This window comes from Pseudomonas sp. ZT5P21 (assembly GCF_054897785.1).
Genome location: NZ_CM142705.1, coordinates 58518 through 77228 on the forward strand (window position 1 = coordinate 58518; position 18711 = coordinate 77228).

Sequence of the window (18711 nt, forward strand, 5' to 3'; positions counted from 1 at the left end):
ATATCAGATCCTTTAATCGGATGAGTGATCACTCAGAAAACACAAAAAAAGCCTTCGGTTTAACCTTCTCAGGCGGCGCATTCACCAACGCCTGATCCATCAAACTCCCCGCCTTATCCTTATCCGCAGCCCCCGGCAGCACCGGCGGCTTAATCCCGATCCCCGTCCCCGAGCCCGCCGCCCCGCCGGCATTGATCTTCACAATCGGCCCAACAACCGTCACACCACCGCCATCCAGCTTGATAAAGCTGCCACCACCCAAGATGGTCAGTTCCGACCCCGCCTCGATGACGATCTTGGCGCCCGCCTTCAGGTGTATCTCTTTCCCAACGCTAGTCAGCTGCGCAGTCCCCAACTTCACATGCTGGTTCTGCCCAATCGTCAGGTGATCATCCACCCGCGTTTCAACCTTGCGGTCGGCAATCGTGGTGCGGTGTTCTTCTGCCTTGAACTCGGTGTAGGTGTTTTTCACCACCGTGTCGTGCCGCTCATTGCCGACGCGAATCTTCTGGTCGTGCTCGATGTTTTCATCCCAGTCACGCTGGGCGTGGATGAAAATTTGCTCGGCGCCTTTCTTGTCCTCAATCCGCAGTTCGTTGAACCCGCCACCGCCCGGCGAGCTGAGGGTTTTGAACACTGTGCGGGTTTTGTTCGCCGGCAGGTCGTAGGGAACCTGGTTTTCCTTGTGGTACAGGCAGCCGGTCACCAATGGCTGATCGGGGTCGCCTTCGAGGAAGGTGACGAGGACTTCCATGCCGATGCGCGGGATGACGATGGCGCCGTAGCGGTCGCCGGCCCAGCTCGACGAGACACGCATCCAACAGCTGGTTTTGTCGTCGGCCTGGCCTTCGCGGTCCCAGTGGAATTGCACTTTGATGCGGCCGTATTGGTCGCAGTGGATTTCTTCGCCGGCGGGGCCGGTGACTTTGGCGGTCTGGCTGCCGAGTACGCGGGGTTTGGGATGTTCCAGCGCCGGGCGGTAGAACACGGCCCATGGGGTGGCGAGGAAGCGGTTGCGGTAGCCCTGGTGGAAGTCGTCCTTGTTGTCGGTGGTGTCGCTGGTCACCGACTCTTCGAGCACTTGTGGTTGTTTGCCTTCGTGAACGATTTCGGTGAGCAGCCAGAGGTCGTTCCACTCGGTGCGCGGGTGGTCGGACATTTCCAGGAAGTGGCCGCTGATCAAGCGGGTTTGATCACCGTGACCTTCGGCTTGCTGGTAGTCGGCGCGGTGGCGTTCGAGGGCGCGCTGGCTGAGGAATTTGCCGCGTGCGCGGTCGAGGAAGCGGCCGGGGTAGTCGTAGTCTTCGAGGTCGGGTTCGTCGCTCTGAACATCCGGCTTGTAGGCCGCTTCGAGTTGCAGGCGTGGTTTTTCGAAATCGTAGTCGCGGCGGGTGGTGCGGCTGGTGCGGGTTTCCAGGCGCAGTTTGAAGCCTTTGATCACCGGTTCGTCGGCGACCATGCCGCTGCCTTGCACGTACGCCGTTGGCTGGCCGAGTTTCGGGAACACGGTCTGATCATCACCGAACACCAGCAGGTGGGCCTTTGCGCTGTGTTGGAAGTGGTAGTGAATGCCTTCCTCTTCGCACAGGCGCTGGACGAAGTGCAGGTCGGTTTCGTCGTACTGCACGCAGTAGTCGCGGTCCGGGCACGGCTGGCTGAGCTGGAAGTTGTAGGCGTTGCCTTTGATGCCGTGTTCTTCGAGGATTAGCGCGATGATTTTCGGCGCGGACATCTGCTGGTAGATGCGCTGGTTGGTGCGGTGATGCAGGTATTGCAGGTGCGGCACCAGGGAGATTTTGTAGCGGGTCAGGCGTTTGCCGGCATCGCCTTGGGCGACGCGGTAGATCTGGCCGTGGATGCCGGAACCCTGCGGATCGAACGCCAGGAACGCCTGCTTGTGCAGGAGTTTTTCCAGGTCCAGATCGGGGTTTTCGCTGACCAGTTCAATGTCGAAGCGATACGGCTGAGTGATGCCTTCGGTGCCGGTGAACGACAGCACTTGCAGGTCGCCTGCGTAGTCTTCGACAGTCAGGCTGAAGTGGGTTTCGTTAGCTGAGTTGAACATTGCTTGCTCCCTGTTCGATAGTCATCCGTTACGCCCGAAGTCGCAGACGTTGCAGCAAAGACGAAGTGGCGCCCATGGCGTCACGCAATTGGGCGGCAGTGATCGTTCGATCGGCTGCGTCGAATGCCAGCGCCGTTCGCAGGGCTGGCCAGCAGTGTTTCGGTAGATTGCGTGGGGCGTGCAATTCGCTGTCGAGCCGGGCGTCGCGGGCCTCGTTCGAAGGCAATCGGCGGAACGGGTGTCTGCCGCCCGCCAGTTCGTAGAGCACGCAAGCCACACCGTAGACGTCGGCGCTGGCTGACAGCGGCTGGCCTTCGAGCAGTTCGGGGGCGGCGTAGCCCGGGGTCCAGGCGTTGAAGCGGTCGCGGCTCAGGTGTGGCAAGCCAGGGAGGATGCCCTCCTCGGCCTGGCCCAGACCGAAGTCGAACAGGCGCACGCCTTCTTCGCTAAGCATTACGTTGCTGGGTTTCATGTCGCCGTGCAGCACGCCGCTAGCGTGGGCGTAGGCCAGCGCGTCGAGCAGGGGCAGCGCGATGTCGCGCAGTTCTTGCCACGGTAGGCCAAGGGGCCGCTCGCAGAGCAGTTTGTCCAGGGTTAGCCCACGCATGAGTTCCATGGTGATGAAGGCGCGCTGGCAATCGGTGTCCACTTCAAAGGTGTGCGGTCGTAGCACGTTGTCGTGGCGCAGGCGTCGGGTCAGGGCGAACTCGCTGTAGAGCAAGGCGCTGGCGTCCGGCGACTCGGCAAATTCTTCGCTGAGGATTTTCAGCGCGATGTAAGGGTCGGGATCGCCGAACTGTTCGCTCAGCAAGTCCCGTGCGCGGTAGACCGCGCCCATGCCGCCGGCACCGAGCAGGCGCTCGATGCGGTAACGGCCTGCCAGCACGTCCGGCATCTCACCGACGCTGGCCTTGGTCGGCGCCAGCGCGGGTTCAGCCTTGTGCGACTTGGCGAACGCAAAGTAAGTCAGGTTATTGGCTTCCTCGTCGGTCACCAGCAGGTCGTCGAGCGATGGCATGAGTTGAGTCATTGGCGGATCACCACGGCAGTCAGGTTGTCCCGGGCCGAGCCACGCAGCGCGCCGTCGAACAGACGCTCCAGCGCGACATGCGGCGCTGTCAGGCTCAGGGCGTTGCCCAAGGCATCGCTACTCAGCCCGTTGTACAAACCATCGCTGCACAACAGAAACGCATCGCCGGGGTAAACCTCGAGTTCGAGCACGTCCAGCGTCAGCTGCTCGGCCGCCCCGACCGCACGGGTCAAGGCGTGGGCAGCCGGATGCGCACGGGCGTCTTCGAGGCTCATGTGTTGCTCGTCGATGAGTTGCTGTTGCAGCGAATGATCCTTGGACAGCTGATACAAACGCTGGCCGCGCCACAGGTAGCAACGGCTGTCGCCGGCCCAGATGCAGGCCGCGCGATTACCGTCCACCAGCAACGCCACGACGGTGCTGCCCATGATGCTGTCGTGACGCCCGGCGGTGACGGTCAACTCCTGACCCAAGCGGCGGTTGAGCCAGTGCAAACACTGGCGAATGCCTTTGAGTCGTTCGTCGAAGTCATCCTGCACCGGCAATTCCGCCAGGCTGGCGACGATCAACTGGCTGGCAACGTCGCCACCCTGATGACCGCCCATGCCGTCCGCGACCACCCACAACCCCTGCTGTGGACAGTCGAGAAAAGCATCTTCGTTGCGCGCCCGCACCTTGCCGGCGTCGGTGCGCGCAGCGCTGCGCCAGGGACTGGCAACCAGCATCAGAGCTGCACCGGCATGCGGAAGGTGCGCAGCACGCCCATGTCGAACGGGTTCGGCGTGCGCTGGCTCGACAGCAAGTAGTTGGCGCGCAGGCCACCCACGTCAGCTTTCAGTACCAGCACATCACGACCGCTCAGGTACTCGGTCTGCATCAGGTCGAACAGACGGAACAGCGACCAGGGGCCGGTGTTCTTCTCGATACCGATCGGGCGGCCGGCCATTTTGTCGAGGACCAGGCTGGTGCGACCGCCTTCAGCGTCGGTCGGCCATTTGAACGACACCGGCACGATCGGGCCGTGGCGGTATTCGATGGTCTTGTCGCCGAACTTGAACTCGGAACGGCTGACCGCCGGGTCGAGGGTGTACGGCTCCAGTTTGAACTGCACTTGCGGTTCTGCCGGGTTGATCGAGAAGAAGCTCTGGCGGATCACTTGTGCCGCGGCCATCTGGTCGAGGTAGACCTTGGAGATCGGCATGCTGTGACCGTCGATGCTGCGCAGGCGGTAGTTGCCCGGATCGCCGCTCACGAACGGACGCATGTAGGTCTCAAAGAACCGATCGGCAATGCCCTGCGCCTTGAAGAACTCGCGGAAATCGCTGATCGCGACATCGCTGGTGCTGTGGGCGCTGAACGGATAACGCTTGTTGATCGCCTTGCCGTAGAAGCTGTACAGCTCGCTTTGATAACGCTGGTTCAGGTACTGGTAGGAATCGTTGAGCACCAGACGCCAGGTGTCTTCGGCCAGCACGTTGAACCACACGCTAACCGGACGCGGCAGACGGTTCGAGGCATTGCGCAGGTTGCTCAGCGCATCACGCTGGCCGCTCATGCGGGTCTTGGCCATTTCGAACGCAGCCTGCTCCGGCGCGCTGGCACGGGCGAGGCTCGCCAGTTGCATTTGCTGGTCATTGAGGGCTGTCAGCGCCGGGGTCAAATCAGCGGCCGGGCCGTTGTTGTCGTCCAGCAGACGGTGCAGCGGTTCGAAGCGGCGTTGCAGGGATTTCTTCGCGGTGTCCGGCAGGTTTTTGATCGCGGCCATGTCCGAGGCTTTGTCCGCTGCGGCAGACGCCAGTTTGCCCAGCTTGCCCAACTTGCCTTTCTGCTCGCCCAGTGCCGCAGCGGCATCAGCCGCGCCATCCACCGGATCGGCTTCTGCCGGGAACCGGGTGTTCTCACGCACTTCCACCAGCAGTTGCAGCACCGGCGAGTTCGCCGAAGTCAGGCCCGCCAGTTGCTCGGCACCCTCACTGAAATCGCTGATCGGAGGCAGTGCAACCTGGCTCACGGCTTCGCTCCAGAAGTTGGCGTAGTCGCGGAAGTACAGTTGCTCCAGTTCGACCATCAGGCGACGCAAGTCCATGCCGCTGATACCCGAGCCTTCGCCCAGCACCCAGTTGTCACGCAGGATATCGGTGACCAGTGCGGAGCCCTGGACCGAGAAATACTGCTGGTAACCCTGTTGGGTGTAGAAGCCCGGAATCACGTAATCGGTGCCGACAAACAGCGCACCCTGTGGGCCCAGGTGTTGGCTGAAGCGATACTCCGGCAGGTTGCGGGCCTGCTCGCGCAGCATCCGGTAAACCACGTTGGCCAGCGATTCGCTGCGCAATACCTGACGCGCCTGAGCCACCAGTTGATCATTCAGAGGGTAGATAAACGGCTGCTTGAGCAGACGCTCGAAGTGGGTGTTCAGACCGTTCTGCACCGCGGTGTTGCCGGTGTAACGCTGGGACCAGTCCGTGGCGACCCAATCCTTGAGCCACGCCGTGTCGCGGCGATCTTTCATGTTCAGCATCAGGTACGCACGCAGGCTGTTGAGCAGGCGTTCGCGGTCCTTCATGTTGGCGCGGATCTGCCCTTCCAACAGGGTCGCGACCTTCGGTAACAATTGCGCTTCAAGCTCACGCTCGTAAGCCGCCCTGACCACCGGATTGACGTCTTCGCCCTGGTACAGGCCGCCGCGCTCGTGGTACGACACGTCACCCTTTTTCGGGAAAACCTGAGTCGCCGCGTAGCTGGTATCGAGGGGTTTGAGTACCGCCATGGAATCATCACGCGCGGTCAGGGCCGAGCGTTGCTGCGTCCAGGTTTGTGCGAGATTACGCAGGTTTTCCAGACGCTCGTAGTTGGCCGAGAAACCGCCCGCCCACAGCATGCCGAACAGCGCCAACGCCGCCAGCGCACCGACGTACAACGCACGCTGGCCCCAATGGATGCGGCTGCGTTCGCGCTTGTCCAGACCGGCCAGATCGGCCTCCGGGAAAATCACCCGGCTGAGTAAGTGGTGAATGAACCGCGAACGGCCACTGCGCAAGGTCGGCAGAACACCCGCTTTGACGCCCAGATTGGCACCGATGGCGGCGGCGTCCGGGTCCATTTCCTCAACCAGATGCGGTGCGCTGGTCAGGTAGAAACCGCGCAACTGGCTCACACGCTGGTAACGGTTGCCGGTGAACGCCATGTCGACGAACAGGCACAGGCGCTCGCCGATCTGCCCCAGTTGATGCGGGAAGTCGAGGATGCGGCCACGGCGCTGGGTGTCGCGCTCCTGGTGCATGCGCATGATCACCTGGCTGTTCAGACGACGCAGCAGCTCTTCGAACTCGGCGCGCAGCACGGTCACGTCGGTGCCGCTCTGCTCTTTACGGAAGCTGGTGCCGAGCACCTGATCGCTTTCTTCGCGGGTCAGTTGATCGAAGAACTCGTCGAAACCGAGCAGCTTGTCCGCCTTACTCAGCACCAGATAAATCGGCACATCGACGTGCAGTTTCTGATGCACGTCTTGCAGACGCGCACGCACCTGGCGAGCCAGCGTATCCAGATCCTGCTCGGTATCGCCCAGCAGCATTTCCACCGGAATGGTCACCAGCACGCCGTTCAACGGACGGTTGCGGCGACGCTTGCGCAGCAGGTCGAGCAAGGTGCTCCAGGCACTGCCGTCGACTTCGGCGTCCGGCTGGGTCAGGTAACGCCCGGCGGTGTCGATCAGCACACCGTGGTCGGCGAAATACCAGTCGCAATGACGGGTGCCGAGGGTGTCGCGGGTCAGTTTGCGGTCGATCTTGTTGATCGGAAACTCAAGGCCCGAGAAGTCCAGCAGGCTGGTCTTGCCACTGCCCTGCGGGCCGATCAGCAAGTACCACGGCAAATCGCTGCGCCAGCGCTCGCTGCGACCGCGATAGAGGCTCGAGGTCTTCAGGGTTTTCAACGCATCCTTGAAGCGCACGCGAAGCTCTTTCTGCTCGTCGTCGATCAGCTCTTCACGGCGGATACGGTCCTGACCGTCTTCAGTCTCTTCGACGGCTTTTTTACGCACACCGGCGCGCCAGCTGACGAAGACCATGGTCAGGCCCCAGATCAGAAACAGCACACTGATGGTCAGCAGACGGGAGGTCGAACCTTCCCAGAACTTGTAGTCATCGACCGCCAGCAGCGGCCCGACGAACCACACCAGCAGCGCGACGAACAGCACCAACAGCAAGGTCCAGACCCAGGTCTGGCGCAGGAATACGCCGACTTTCTTGAAAAACTTTTTCATCACACGTCCCTGTTTTACGGCTGCGACTGCGGCTGAACCGTCGCCGGATCAAGCTGTTGATAAGGTTGCAGAACGGTTTCGCGTTGCTCGCCCAAGACCCAGGCGAACCCCGAATACATCACCACCAGGCAGACCACGGTGAACAACACCACCATCCACGCCGGCACGATGCGCACCAGGCTGCGGCGCTGATCGTTCAAGCCTTCCCAATGCGGCGACAGCTCACGTGGCACGTCGCCGCGCAGCTGACGAATCTGCCGATACAAGGCGTCGCGGATGCCTTCGAGCTCGAGCATGCCGCGGGCTTGCACGCGGTACTTGCCTTCGAAGCCCAGCGACAGGCACAGGTACATCAGCTCCAGCATCGGCAGGTGCTTGACCGGGTTTTTCGACAGGCGATCCAGCAGCTGGAAGAACTTCTCGCCACCGAACGTTTCGTTGTGGAAGCTGCTGAGCAGGCTCATCTGCGACCACTCGCTTTCGTTGCCCCACGGCGTGGTCACGACGGCTTCGTCGACCACGGTGCAGAGCACGTAACGCGCAGCCATCACCTGGCTGCTTTCGGCGCCGTTGTGCAGCGCACGCACTTCAAATAGTTTCAACCCGGCCGTCAGGCGCTCGTTGAGCGCGTACAGGTCTTCACGGGTGTCGCTGTGCTTGAGTCGCACCACTTCCGACAGCAGGTCGGAACCGGCGGCCACCAGCGAATTGAGGCTGATGTTGAACGACTCCGCCGGGCGCAGGCGCGCGGCGTAGATCATCCGTTCTTCGAGCTGTTCGAAACGGGGCGGTGCGGCGAAGTCGGTCAGCGGACTTTGCGCCGGGCCGTGGCCCTGGCGGTCGAGCAAGACGGTTTTATCGTCCTGATGGTGTTCCATGTCCTTGATCATGTCGGTCAGTTCCTGATGGCCCAGAATTTCAGTTCAAGCTCGGCGAATTCGCCGGACACGTGGAACGCGAAGCCGCCGGAGCGCTCGAGTTGCGCCAGGTCTTCGGAACTGAGTTCGAGGATGAAATAGGTTTTGTTGGAGTGGAACGCGATCTGCCGCGGGGCCACCGGCAACGGTTTGACCTTGATGCCCGGCAGGTGCAGGTTGACCAGTTGGCGGATGCGCTCCACCGGGCCGACCTTGAGGTGCGCCGGCAAGCGGTGGCGCAGTTCTTCGGAATCGCAGTTGGCACTGGCCGCGAGCACGAACGAGGCCGAGCCCAGCAGTTTGTGGTCGTGCAACGGCGAAACGATGATCCCGTACTGACGCGCTTGCAGCACCAGTTCGATGGCGTGCTGTTCGAGCACCATCGACAGCACCTGACGGATTGCTTCCATCAGTTTGCGGAAACTCGCGCCCTGGTCGCTGTGCTGGTAACGGCTGTCCAGGCGCGGGCGTTTGCTGTCACTGGAAAACGTCGCCAGATCGCCGAGCATGGTCAGCAGCGTGCGGTACAACTCTTCCGGGTGAACCTGTTCCAGACCGAGGTAGTGACGCAGCAGCAACTCGGTGCGGTTGATCAGTTGCAGCATCATGAAGTCGCCGACTTCCGCGCCACCGACCTTGCCGTTGGAGCGGATGCGCTCGGCGATGGTGTCGCCTCGGTGACCGAGCATGCTGATCACTTCTTTCAGGCACGACAGCAGGTAGCTGGAGGAATGCGCCTGAATGTAGGTCGGCACGAAATCCGGATCGAGGCTGATCACGCCGTCGGGCGTGGTGTCGAGCACGTCGCAGATCTTCAGCTTCACGTAGGCCTGATCGCTCTGCTGCTCGCCAAGCAACAGTTTGAAGTCCGGACGACCACAGCTGACCTGGCTGGCGGAATCGTCGCCGGCGTTGGAGTCGGCCACTTCGGCTTCGTACGCGGTGTAGCGCGCCAGCACGTCGGATTGCTCCGGACGGCGTGACTCGATGTGATTGCCCGTGACCAGCGGCAGCGCCAGGTAAATCGGCGTGTTGCCGGTGTTCGGCGGCACGTCCAGCGCCAGCGGTTCGGTGTTGCCACCGAGTTCGAACAGACTGCCGTCGGGCAGAATCCCCGAGGCCTGGCTGACCACCAGTTTGCCCATGTTGAGGAACTGCAAGTCGATGTCCAGATTCAGGAATCCCCAGGTGTAACTGCCCAGCAACTGGGTGCGGGTTTTCATCTGGTGGTCGTAGTAGCGATCGTTGTGCTGGAAGTGCTGCGGACGCAGCAGCATGCCTTCCTGCCAAATGACTTTATGGGAATTCATGATCAGTCATCCGCCTTGGCGAGCGTTTCGTTGCTGTTGCGAATACCGGCCTGGTCGAGGGTCAGGTCAGCCTCGGTGACTTCCACCGGCGTGACTTGCACCGTGTAGCGCCATTTGGTTTCCGGCAGGTCGCGGTAGGCCGCCAGGATTCCGACGTAACGACTGCCCTCTTCCACGCTGAGCTTGAGCTCGATAGTTTCGCCCGGACGCAGCTCAAGTTCTTCGCTGGCCACCAGGTCCGGGGCCAGGGATTCCTTGGCGCGTTCGTAGAGGCTGAAAAAGTCGGCGTTCTCGAACGTCACCGGATGCTTGAGCTCGAACAGGCGCACGACGATCGGCGACGGACGCCCGTTGAGGTCCGGGTTCAGCTGATCGCTGCCGGTCAGCTTCAGGTTGAGCTTGGTGACGTGGGAATACGGCGACAACGACGAGCAACCGGCCAGCAGCGCCAGGGCCGCGAACGCCGTCAGCATCTTGTAAAAAACGGTCGAGCAGCGAGACATGCGCATCATCCTTGGTGGTCGGTGTGAAGGGTGGAAATCAGGCGAATCTGTTCTTCGTAGGCCTGAGCGAAGTCACGGGCCAACAGGCGTTCGCTCCAGTCATCGTCCTGACGCAGGGCCTGGTGATAACGACCGTAAGCTCTCCAGCGACTGCCGGATGTGGCGAGCAACGGTTTGTTGTCGCGCTCGAAACGCAGGGTCAATTGCTGCGGCGAGAAGTGCTCCAGCGTCCCGCGCACGGCGGCGCGGCTGGCGGTCAACAACGCCACCTGATGCGCCTGCAGATCCCGGAACGCGCGCGAGATCGACTGCTCGGCCGGCAATTGGCCCGGCTTGTTCGGCTGCAACAGAATGCCCAGCGCTTCACCGGCATCGACGGCGAATTTCAGTGGGTTCTTTTGCGTGCCTTGCACCGTGGTCTGGGCCAGACGCAGTTCGTTTTTCAGTTCGCTGCGGGTGCGCAGACTCTGCTGCAAACCGCCGACGCTTTGCTTGAGCAAGCGTGCAGCGTTCAGCGCCAATGCTTCGCGAGCGTCGTGGTCGAGGCCTTTGAGGTCCACGCCGAGCGCGGCACCGAAGTGCTCCCAGAAACCTTCGCTTTGACGCTCACGCGCTTTCGGCGCAGGCGCTGGCGCAGGTTCGACCGGGGCGTCGATCAGCTCCGGCACCATCAGGCTTTCCATGTCGATGCGCGCATAGTCGGCGCGCTGACGGGTGTCTTCGATAGTAGTGCTCGGGGAAATCAGTTCGTCGATTTCCGAATACACACGCTCTTGCTGATCGAGGGCGTTCAGCGGGTCCAGGTCGAGAAATGCGTCATCCGGAATGATGCTACCCGCCGCCTGTGGCCGTCCGACTTCGACGTCGAAGGTGGCCGGGTCGCGCACCAGCCGCGCGCGGATCTCGAAATCACCCAGTACGTAGACGCTGCCGTGCTCGATGCGCATCGCTTCGCCCTTGCGCAGGCGTGCGCCGCTTTCGCTGTCCTGAATACCGTTGCTGCTGGTATCGGTCAGGAAAAACGTGCCCCCGCGGTAGCTGATCATCGCGTGATGGTTGGACAGATGACGCTTGCGGTCCGGGATGATCCAGTCGCAATCCTCGCCCCGCCCGATCACGCCACCGGCCTGCTTGAAGGTCTTCTGGCACAGCTCCGTGGGCACGAACTGCTTGGTGTTCAACATTTCGAAAACCAGTTCCATGGTGATACTCCTTGCGGTCACTTGCCGCGATTGACCGCCTGCGGATCACCCAACGGGCGATAGGTGTTGTCGTTGTATTTGTAATTGCCGCTACAGCCGCCGAGGCCGCATAGAACGACGAGGGTCAACAGGACGGCTTGCCAGTGACGAACAGACATCAGAGGGTCTCCAGGGGTAGACAAAGCACAAAGCGCCGGCCCGTTCGGGCGGCGCTGAAATAAGCGGATAAATCTGATTGGAAGGCTCTAAACCAAGCTCTATAACCAATCACAGGGAAATTGGTGATCCACTGTGGCGAGGGGACTTGTCCCCGCTCGGCTGCGCAGCAGTCGTAATCCGGTAACCGCGATTTACCTGAATGAACGGGCAAGCCGGTTTTGGGGTCGCTTCGCAACCCAACGGGGATAAATCCCCTCGCCACAGGAGTTCCACTCACCACAGAAATTCCGGTTGCAGGAATTGGTTTTGGCTCAACCATCGAAGTCACCCAGATTGATATTCAGACGCCCCAGGCGGTACAGCAGCGTGCGGCGCGGCAGGCCGAGTTCGCGGGCGGCGAGGGTCTGGTTGCCGTCGTTTTTGCGCAGGCAATCGAGTAGCAGACTGCGTTCGACCTGCTCCAGGCGTTCGCGCAGGTTCAGGCTGTTGTCTTCCGGCATGGCTTCCATGCGCAGGGAGAAATGCTCGGCCAGCAATTCGCCGCCCTCACACAGCAACACTGCGCGTTCGACCAAGCCTTTGAGTTCGCGCACGTTGCCGGGGAAGGCATAACCGGACAGGTGATCCAGCGCCGCATCGGACCAGCGCACTACGTCGCGCTGCAAAAACGCGCAGGCCTTGTTGGCGAAATGCCGGGCCAGGTCGAGGATGTCGCCTTCGCGCTGACGCAAGGCCGGCAACTCGATGGGGAATTGCGCGAGGCGGTAGTACAAGTCCTCGCGGAAGTTGCCTTCGCTCACCAGCACCGATAAGTCCCGGTGCGTCGCGGCGATGATGCGCACGTCGATCTTGTGGGTGTCGTTGGAGCCCAGCGGACGGATCTCGCCTTCCTGCAACACGCGCAGCAACTTGGCTTGCAGCGACAACGGCATGTCGCCGATTTCATCGAGCAACAGGGTGCCGCCGTTGGCCGCGTCGAACAGCCCGGCGCGGTCGCGGTCAGCGCCAGTGAAGGCGCCTTTGCGGTAGCCGAACAGTTCGCTTTCCAGCAGATTTTCGGGGAACGCCGCGCAGTTCTGCACGATGAAGGCCTGGGAACGGCGCGGGCCGCAGTCATGAATGGCGCGTGCGACCACTTCCTTGCCGGTGCCGGTTTCGCCACGCAGCAGCAAGGTGTACGGGCTGTGCAGGACTTTGCTGATCAGCGAATAGGTCTCGCGCATGGCCTTGCTCTTGCCGATCAGGCCATAACCGCTGGCGCTCGGGACGCTGGGTTTCAGCGGTCGTGCATCACCGGTCGGCTGACGCAGACGTTGCAGCAAATGCAGCTGGCCGAGCACGAACGAACCCAGTTGTCCGAGGGAATCGGCAAAGCCTTGCAGGTCCAGATGTCGGCGACTGGCGCAGAGCAATAAACCTTCCACAGACTTCTGCTGATTGACCAGCGGCACGCACAACAGCGACTGCCACGGTGTGGCCTGTGGTGGCAGGAAGCTGGTTTCGTGCAGGCTTGCGCTGAGTTCGCCGAGGCTCACCACACGGTTCTGACACAGGGCGAATTGCAGCAGTTGTTCACCGTTGTAATCCGCCGGCAGGCTCGCCGACTCACGCGGTTGCAGGATGCCATTGAGGCACTCGGCGTTCATCCCCAGACACGTGTGGGTCGCGTCGAGCAGGTACAACTGCGTCAGCTCGCATCCACTGAGCTCCGCCACCCCGCGCACGAAGTCACCCAGCAGCGCAGCGCCGTCCGCCGCGCGCGACAGGCTGGCGAACTGCGCCAGCAACGATTCGGCATACACCAGCGGCTGCGGCACTTGAGTGAACATCACACCCACCTCAGGCGAACTCGCAGGTCACGCTGGCGCCGCCGTCGAGCGTTGCGTGGACACGCTTGAGGCTTTCCCCGGTGGCCATCGCGTCGAGCAAGCGGTCGGCCACCAGCGGCAGCACGTGCAGGTCGAGCAAGTGATCGATCAGACGCGCGCCGCTGTCGCTTTGGGTGCAGCGTTCGGCCAGGTGATCGACGAGGTCTTGCGAGTACGTGAAATCCAGTTGGCGACGATTAAGGCGCTCACCCAAACGACCGAGTTTGATTTCGATCAACTCGCGCAGCACGGGGCCGCCGACCGGGTAGTAAGGCACTACGCGCATCCGCGCCAGCAGCGCCGGTTTGAAGTGCTTGCTCAGCACCGGGCGAATGGTTTCTTCGAGCACTTCGGCGGTCGGCCTCGCGCCGTTTTCGCAGAGTTCGCTGATGCGGTCGCTGCCCAGGTTTGAAGTCATCAGGATCAGCGTGTTGCGGAAGTCGATCTCGCGACCTTCGCCGTCGTTGGCCACGCCTTTGTCGAAGATTTGGTAGAACAGGTTGAGCACGTCCGGGTCAGCCTTTTCGACTTCATCGAGCAGCACAACGGAGTACGGCTTCTGGCGCACCGCTTCGGTAAGCATGCCGCCCTCGCCGTAACCGACGTAGCCCGGCGGCGCACCGATCAGGCGCGAGACGGTGTGCTTCTCCTGGAACTCGGACATGTTGATGGTGGTGATGAAACGGTCACCGCCGTACAGCAAGTCGGCGAGGGCCAGCGCGGTTTCGGTCTTGCCGACGCCGCTCGGGCCGACCAGCAGGAACACGCCGACTGGCGCATCGGGTTTGTTCAGGCCGGCAGCGGTGGCGCGCATCGAGCGGTCCAGGGCGTGCACGGCTTGTTCCTGACCACGGATGCGCGTGCGCAGGTCGGTGGCGAAACTGGCGACCTTGGCGTTGTGTTCGCGGGCCAGTTGCGCCAGTGGCACACCGGTCCAGGCGCTGATCACTTCGGCGACCAGGCGCGGGCAGACTTCGAAGCTCACCAGGCGCTCTTTGACTTGCAGCTCGGTCAGGGCTTTGTGAGTTTCGTTGAGCCGGGCTTCCAGGTTCTCAATGCTTTGCACTTCATCTGCCGGCAGCGTTTCGATCACGGTGCCTTCGGCGTCTTCTTCCACCGAGGCGGTCGGTTCGACGGCAGCCGCTTCGCGTGCCTTGGCCAGTTGCTGACGCAGGTCCAGCAGGCGTTCGGCCAGTTCTTTCTGTTCGGTCCAGAGGGTTTCCAGCGCAACCCTTTCTTCTTCAGCGGCGACCAGACGATCTTCCAAAGCGTCCAGCGCTTCGTGATCGATCAGCAAACCGGCTTCAGCATCACGGCGCAGGGCCTGACGCTGGCGGCCACCTTCGGCCAGTTCGCCACGCAGACGCTCAAGGCTTTCCGGGGCGGCGGCGAGGCTGATGCGTACGCGGGCGCAGGCGGTGTCGAGGACGTCGACGGCTTTGTCCGGCAGCTGACGACCCGCGAGGTAACGCGCGGACAATTCGGCCGCCGCCACCACCGCGTCATCGCGCAGGTAGATGCCGTGACTCTTCTCGTACACCTGAGCCAAGCCACGAAGGATGGTCACCGCTTCGCTGACGGTTGGTTCATGCAATTGCACCGGTTGGAAACGACGGGCCAGCGCCGGGTCTTTTTCGAAGTACTTCTTGTACTCGGCCCAGGTAGTCGCAGCGATGGTGCGCAGTTCGCCACGGGCCAGTGCCGGTTTGAGCAAGTTGGCCGCGTCGGAGCCTCCGGCATTGCCGCCCGCGCCGATCAGCGTGTGCGCTTCGTCGATGAACAGGATGATCGGTTTCGGCGACGCTTTGACTTCTTCGATCACGCCTTTGAGACGACGTTCGAATTCACCTTTGACGCTGGCGCCGGCCTGCAACAGGCCCATGTCCAGCGACAGCAGTTCTACGCCTTTCAACGCTTGCGGCACTTCGCCGGCGGCGATGCGCGAAGCCAGGCCTTCGACGATCGCGGTTTTACCGACGCCGGCTTCACCGACCACAATCGGGTTGTTCTTGCGACGACGCGCGAGGATGTCGACCATCTGCCGGATTGCGCCATCGCGGCACAGCACCGGGTCGAGCTTGCCGTCGCGGGCCTGTTGGGTCAGGTTGTGGGTGAAGCGCTGCAGAAGCGATTCGCCCGGCACGGCGGGTTTACCAGTGGCCGGTTGTTCCTTCTGCGACAGGGCGAATTCCTTCAGGCGCTCGATGTTCAGTTTGGCCAGCAAAGACTGGTAGCGGCTGCCCGCGTAACGCATCGGGTTGCGCAGCAGCGCGAGGATCAGCGCGGCTTGCTCGACCTGGCTCTGGCCCAGTTCAAGGTTGGCCACCAGCAACGCGTCTTGCAGCCACTGCACCAGTTCCGGGGCGAACACCGGGTTGCGCGAAGCGCTGTGCTCGACCCGTGATTGCAAGGCGGCGCTCAGTTCGCCGGCATCCACTTCCGCGTCTTGCAGCGCGCGTGCGAGCAAGCCTTGCGGGCGCTCCAGCAGGCCCAGCAGCAAGTCTTCGACGAGGATCTTGCTGCCGCCACGGGCGACGCAGCGCTCGGCAGAACTTTCCAGATCACGGCGGGTTTCGGCGTCCAGCGCCTGGATAAGTTGTTGCAGGTCTACGTTGATCATTGGTCATCTGTCCTTAATGAATTTTGCTGCCCAGGGTCACCACGCCGTCCGCTTTTTCGCGGCCCAGCCAACTGGTCCATCCCAGGCGACAAGCGTTCTGCTCACCGATGCGCAGTTCGCGGATTTCTTCCTGGCGCAACACCAGGCGAATGTCGTAATCGAGCGGGTCACGCAGGGTGAACCGCACCAGCGCGCACAACGGCTGATAGCCGAAACCGATCGGCAGGAATTCGTGAAAGCGTTGCCAGTCGAGCTCGCGGATGTGGATGCGAAATTTGCCGCTGCGGTCGCGCACGTGTTCGCCCAGCACCAGGTCTTCGCCGAGCAGGCTGTTGGCGCGGCCCAGACGATTGCGCTGCTCGTCAAGAATTTCCACGCGGCGTTCGATGCACTGCTCGATGGTCAGTTCGGCGTGCTTGAAGTAGTAACGCAGCACCGCTTCGATCAGCGCCGCCGAGTGCGCCCGCAAGCTGAGCAAACCGAGGTACGGCAGCAGGCGTTTCCAGTTCAGTTCCTGGGCCTTGCGGATCTCTTCGCCGCCGAGGCCGATCAACGCGAATAGTTGCGCGGAGAATGGATCGAGCGCGCCGCTCTGGAAGCTTGCGCGGTAGCGGTACTTGCGCCAGATCGGCAGCATCAGCCTTTGCAGGCGATGGTGAAACAGGTCGAGGAAGTGGCGAGTCGGGTTGCCGTCTTCGCTGTCGCCCAGCGCCTGTTCGCCGTAGAACGCCGGCAGCGGCGAACCGGAACCGACCAGGCCGATCAGGTTGAAGCGCAGGCGCGCGCGCATCTGCCCGTGCTCGTGGAAAAACTCCACGCGATCGACGTCACTGCCAGGGAAACCCAGGCTCGGGTTGGCCTGGAATTCCAGCTGGTCGTACAGGTCGTCTTCGCTCAGGTGCGGGTGTGCATCGCGCAGCCGGTCAACCACCAGCAGCACGGCCTGAAACAGCGAGTACTCGCGTATTACCCGGGTCAGCCCGCTTAAAGCAGGGGCTGCAGGCCCATACGTGGTGTCCATTGGTACACCTCTCCCTGTGTGCTTTTTACTCGCAGCTCGTGGTACGAATTGAGACTGGCGTAAAGCGCGAAAAACTCGTTAAGAACCGAAGCGAAAACGAACAGGTCGCCCTCGCCGATATACCCTTCCGGGTCGATGGTCAGCTCGGTGCGCAAACCGCGCACCGGCAGCCCTCGGTGCAGCCGATCGACGTGTTGATGCTTGATCGACTTGAGCCCGCCAAGCAGGCGCTTGCTGACTTTTTCTGCATGCTGGTCGTAGTAGCGCGGCAGGTCGTAGGTTTCGAGAATCACCTTCAACGCATTAACGTCGGCCAGCGACAGATAGTTAAGCGACATGTTGCTGATCAGCTTCCACAGGAAGTCGCGATTCAGCGGCGGCGCATAACTCGGCGTGGCCGGCGTGATGTTGCGGAAACTCAAGAACTCCGGGGTGTCTTCGCAGGCCATGCAGATGTCGCCGAGCTTGAGCTTGCGCGGCAGGTTCTGGTTGGTGCAAATCAGCTCGATCGACAGGGTTTCATGGGCTTCGGTGTGGCGGATGCCGAAGCTCAGGTAGGTGTCGAGGCCGTCGTGTAGCGAAGATGAACGCTGGCGGATGCTGTAATGCGGACGGCTGTTGGGCACGTCGAAACTCGGATCGTGCTCGAAGGATTCGAACGGCACGTATTCCTGATACCCGAGGCCGCCGGGTTTCCAGCCGGTCACAGTCTCAACCGAGAACACACCGCAGTTTTGCAGATCGAATTCAGCGGGCAGCAACAGGTATTCGTCCTGCTTGCCGTCGAGGCGGATCGGCAAGGCGTCGTGCTTGAACAGGTTGACGATGGGCGTGCAGTAGAGCTTCACGTTTTCCAGGGTCGGGCGCATGCGCATGATGCCGCTCTTGCGAATATCGAAGCGCAATTCGAGACCGCGCATTTGCTTCAGCGTGTCTTCCGGTAGCGCTTTGAGCAGGTCCAGACCGTTGATGTCGACGAAGAGAAATTTGTCCTGGAAGGCGAAATATTCCTGCAAGTAGCGATAGCCGCGGAAGGTGTTCAGCGGATACGGGATCAACGCTTCTTCTTCGGCAAACCCTACCGGTTGCACGCGGTCGCCCGGCAACTTGAACGCCATCGGCTGGCCGCTCACGCCATTGATGGGCTTGCCGGCGCCATCCAGCGGAATCAGCTCGATGCCATCGAGGTTGCGCAACAGGCTGAGGTACAACATCTGGCTGATGTAGCGCTCGCCGGCAAAGTGCAGGCGCAGGCGGCTCAACTCCAGCTCACCGAGATGACCGTCAGCGCTCATCTCCAGACGCAGGCTCAACAGCGAACCATCGCCTTTCACCGAGTAGGTCAGCGCGGCCAGATCCAGCGGCAAGACTTCGGTCGGGTAGCAGGTGCGGAAGCGGCAACGCACGTCATCGATCGGCTTACTCTCGACCGGCGTATCGCGCTCGACCATCAACGCCGGGCCCGAACGCTTCAGCGGGTCGAACTGCAAAATGCTGAACGCCGGCAGCGGCCGCATGTAGTTGGGCCACAGCAGGTGCATCAGGGAATGGCTGAGTTCGGGCAATTCATCGTCGAGCTTCTGACGCAGGCGTCCGGTCAGGAACGCAAAGCCCTCCAGCAACCGCTCCACGTCCGGATCCCGCCCGGCTTGCCCGAGGAAAGGCGCCAACGCCGGGCTACGCTCGGCGAATCGACGACCTAACTGGCGAAGTGCGGTGAGTTCGCTTTGGTAGTAGTGGTTAAAGGACACG

The 18711-nt window shown here is 61.9% G+C and carries 13 protein-coding genes; all 13 read right to left on the bottom strand.

The features are described from left to right. Positions 1–28 precede the first annotated feature (28 nt). The 13 genes from ACYZT9_RS00290 to tssF all read right to left on the bottom strand — a co-directional run bounded on the left by ACYZT9_RS00290 (position 29) and on the right by tssF (position 18710). Positions 29–2065 (bottom strand): type VI secretion system Vgr family protein, encoded by a 2037-nt coding sequence (locus ACYZT9_RS00290; RefSeq protein WP_462008050.1) that lies wholly within the window; start codon positions 2063–2065, stop codon positions 29–31. A gap of 28 nt (positions 2066–2093) precedes the next feature. After that, positions 2094–3095: a serine/threonine-protein kinase gene (locus tag ACYZT9_RS00295; protein ID WP_462008051.1), complete on the bottom strand. Its 1002-nt coding sequence runs from the start codon at positions 3093–3095 to the stop codon at positions 2094–2096. Further along, positions 3092–3820: a PP2C family protein-serine/threonine phosphatase gene (locus tag ACYZT9_RS00300; protein WP_462008052.1), complete on the bottom strand. Its 729-nt coding sequence runs from the start codon at positions 3818–3820 to the stop codon at positions 3092–3094. The genes ACYZT9_RS00295 and ACYZT9_RS00300 overlap by 4 nt, the downstream gene beginning before the upstream one ends. Further along, positions 3820–7359 (bottom strand): type VI secretion system membrane subunit TssM, encoded by a 3540-nt coding sequence (tssM, locus tag ACYZT9_RS00305; RefSeq protein ID WP_462008053.1) that lies wholly within the window; start codon positions 7357–7359, stop codon positions 3820–3822. The genes ACYZT9_RS00300 and tssM overlap by 1 nt, the downstream gene beginning before the upstream one ends. Positions 7360–7373: 14 nt before the next feature. Further along, the gene (icmH, locus tag ACYZT9_RS00310; RefSeq protein WP_462008054.1) at positions 7374–8249 is read right to left on the bottom strand and encodes a type IVB secretion system protein IcmH/DotU; all 876 of its coding nucleotides are present in this window, start codon (positions 8247–8249) and stop codon (positions 7374–7376) included. Between the two features lie 5 nt (positions 8250–8254). Further along, entirely contained in the window at positions 8255–9586 is a 1332-nt protein-coding gene (tssK, locus tag ACYZT9_RS00315) for a type VI secretion system baseplate subunit TssK (protein WP_462008055.1), read from the bottom strand. 2 nt (positions 9587–9588) lie between these two features. After that, a complete protein-coding gene (tssJ, locus tag ACYZT9_RS00320; RefSeq protein ID WP_462008056.1) occupies positions 9589–10089 on the bottom strand; it encodes a type VI secretion system lipoprotein TssJ in 501 nt (166 codons plus the stop codon). Between the two features lie 5 nt (positions 10090–10094). Beyond that, positions 10095–11291, bottom strand: a complete 1197-nt coding sequence (gene tagH, locus ACYZT9_RS00325) for a type VI secretion system-associated FHA domain protein TagH (RefSeq protein ID WP_462008057.1) — start codon at positions 11289–11291, stop codon at positions 10095–10097. A 17-nt stretch (positions 11292–11308) separates the two neighbouring features. Then, on the bottom strand, positions 11309–11449 hold the full coding sequence (locus ACYZT9_RS00330) for a hypothetical protein (RefSeq protein WP_008150087.1): 141 nt from the start codon (positions 11447–11449) through the stop codon (positions 11309–11311). Positions 11450–11761: 312 nt separating this feature from the next. Next, positions 11762–13279 (bottom strand): sigma-54 interaction domain-containing protein, encoded by a 1518-nt coding sequence (locus ACYZT9_RS00335; protein ID WP_462008058.1) that lies wholly within the window; start codon positions 13277–13279, stop codon positions 11762–11764. 10 nt (positions 13280–13289) lie between these two features. Then, positions 13290–15938: a type VI secretion system ATPase TssH gene (gene tssH / locus ACYZT9_RS00340; RefSeq protein WP_462008059.1), complete on the bottom strand. Its 2649-nt coding sequence runs from the start codon at positions 15936–15938 to the stop codon at positions 13290–13292. Between the two features lie 13 nt (positions 15939–15951). Beyond that, on the bottom strand, positions 15952–16959 hold the full coding sequence (tssG, locus tag ACYZT9_RS00345; protein WP_462008060.1) for a type VI secretion system baseplate subunit TssG: 1008 nt from the start codon (positions 16957–16959) through the stop codon (positions 15952–15954). After that, positions 16923–18710: a type VI secretion system baseplate subunit TssF gene (tssF, locus tag ACYZT9_RS00350; protein ID WP_462008062.1), complete on the bottom strand. Its 1788-nt coding sequence runs from the start codon at positions 18708–18710 to the stop codon at positions 16923–16925. Before tssF ends, tssG begins: the two co-directional genes overlap by 37 nt. Position 18711: the final 1 nt, after the last annotated feature.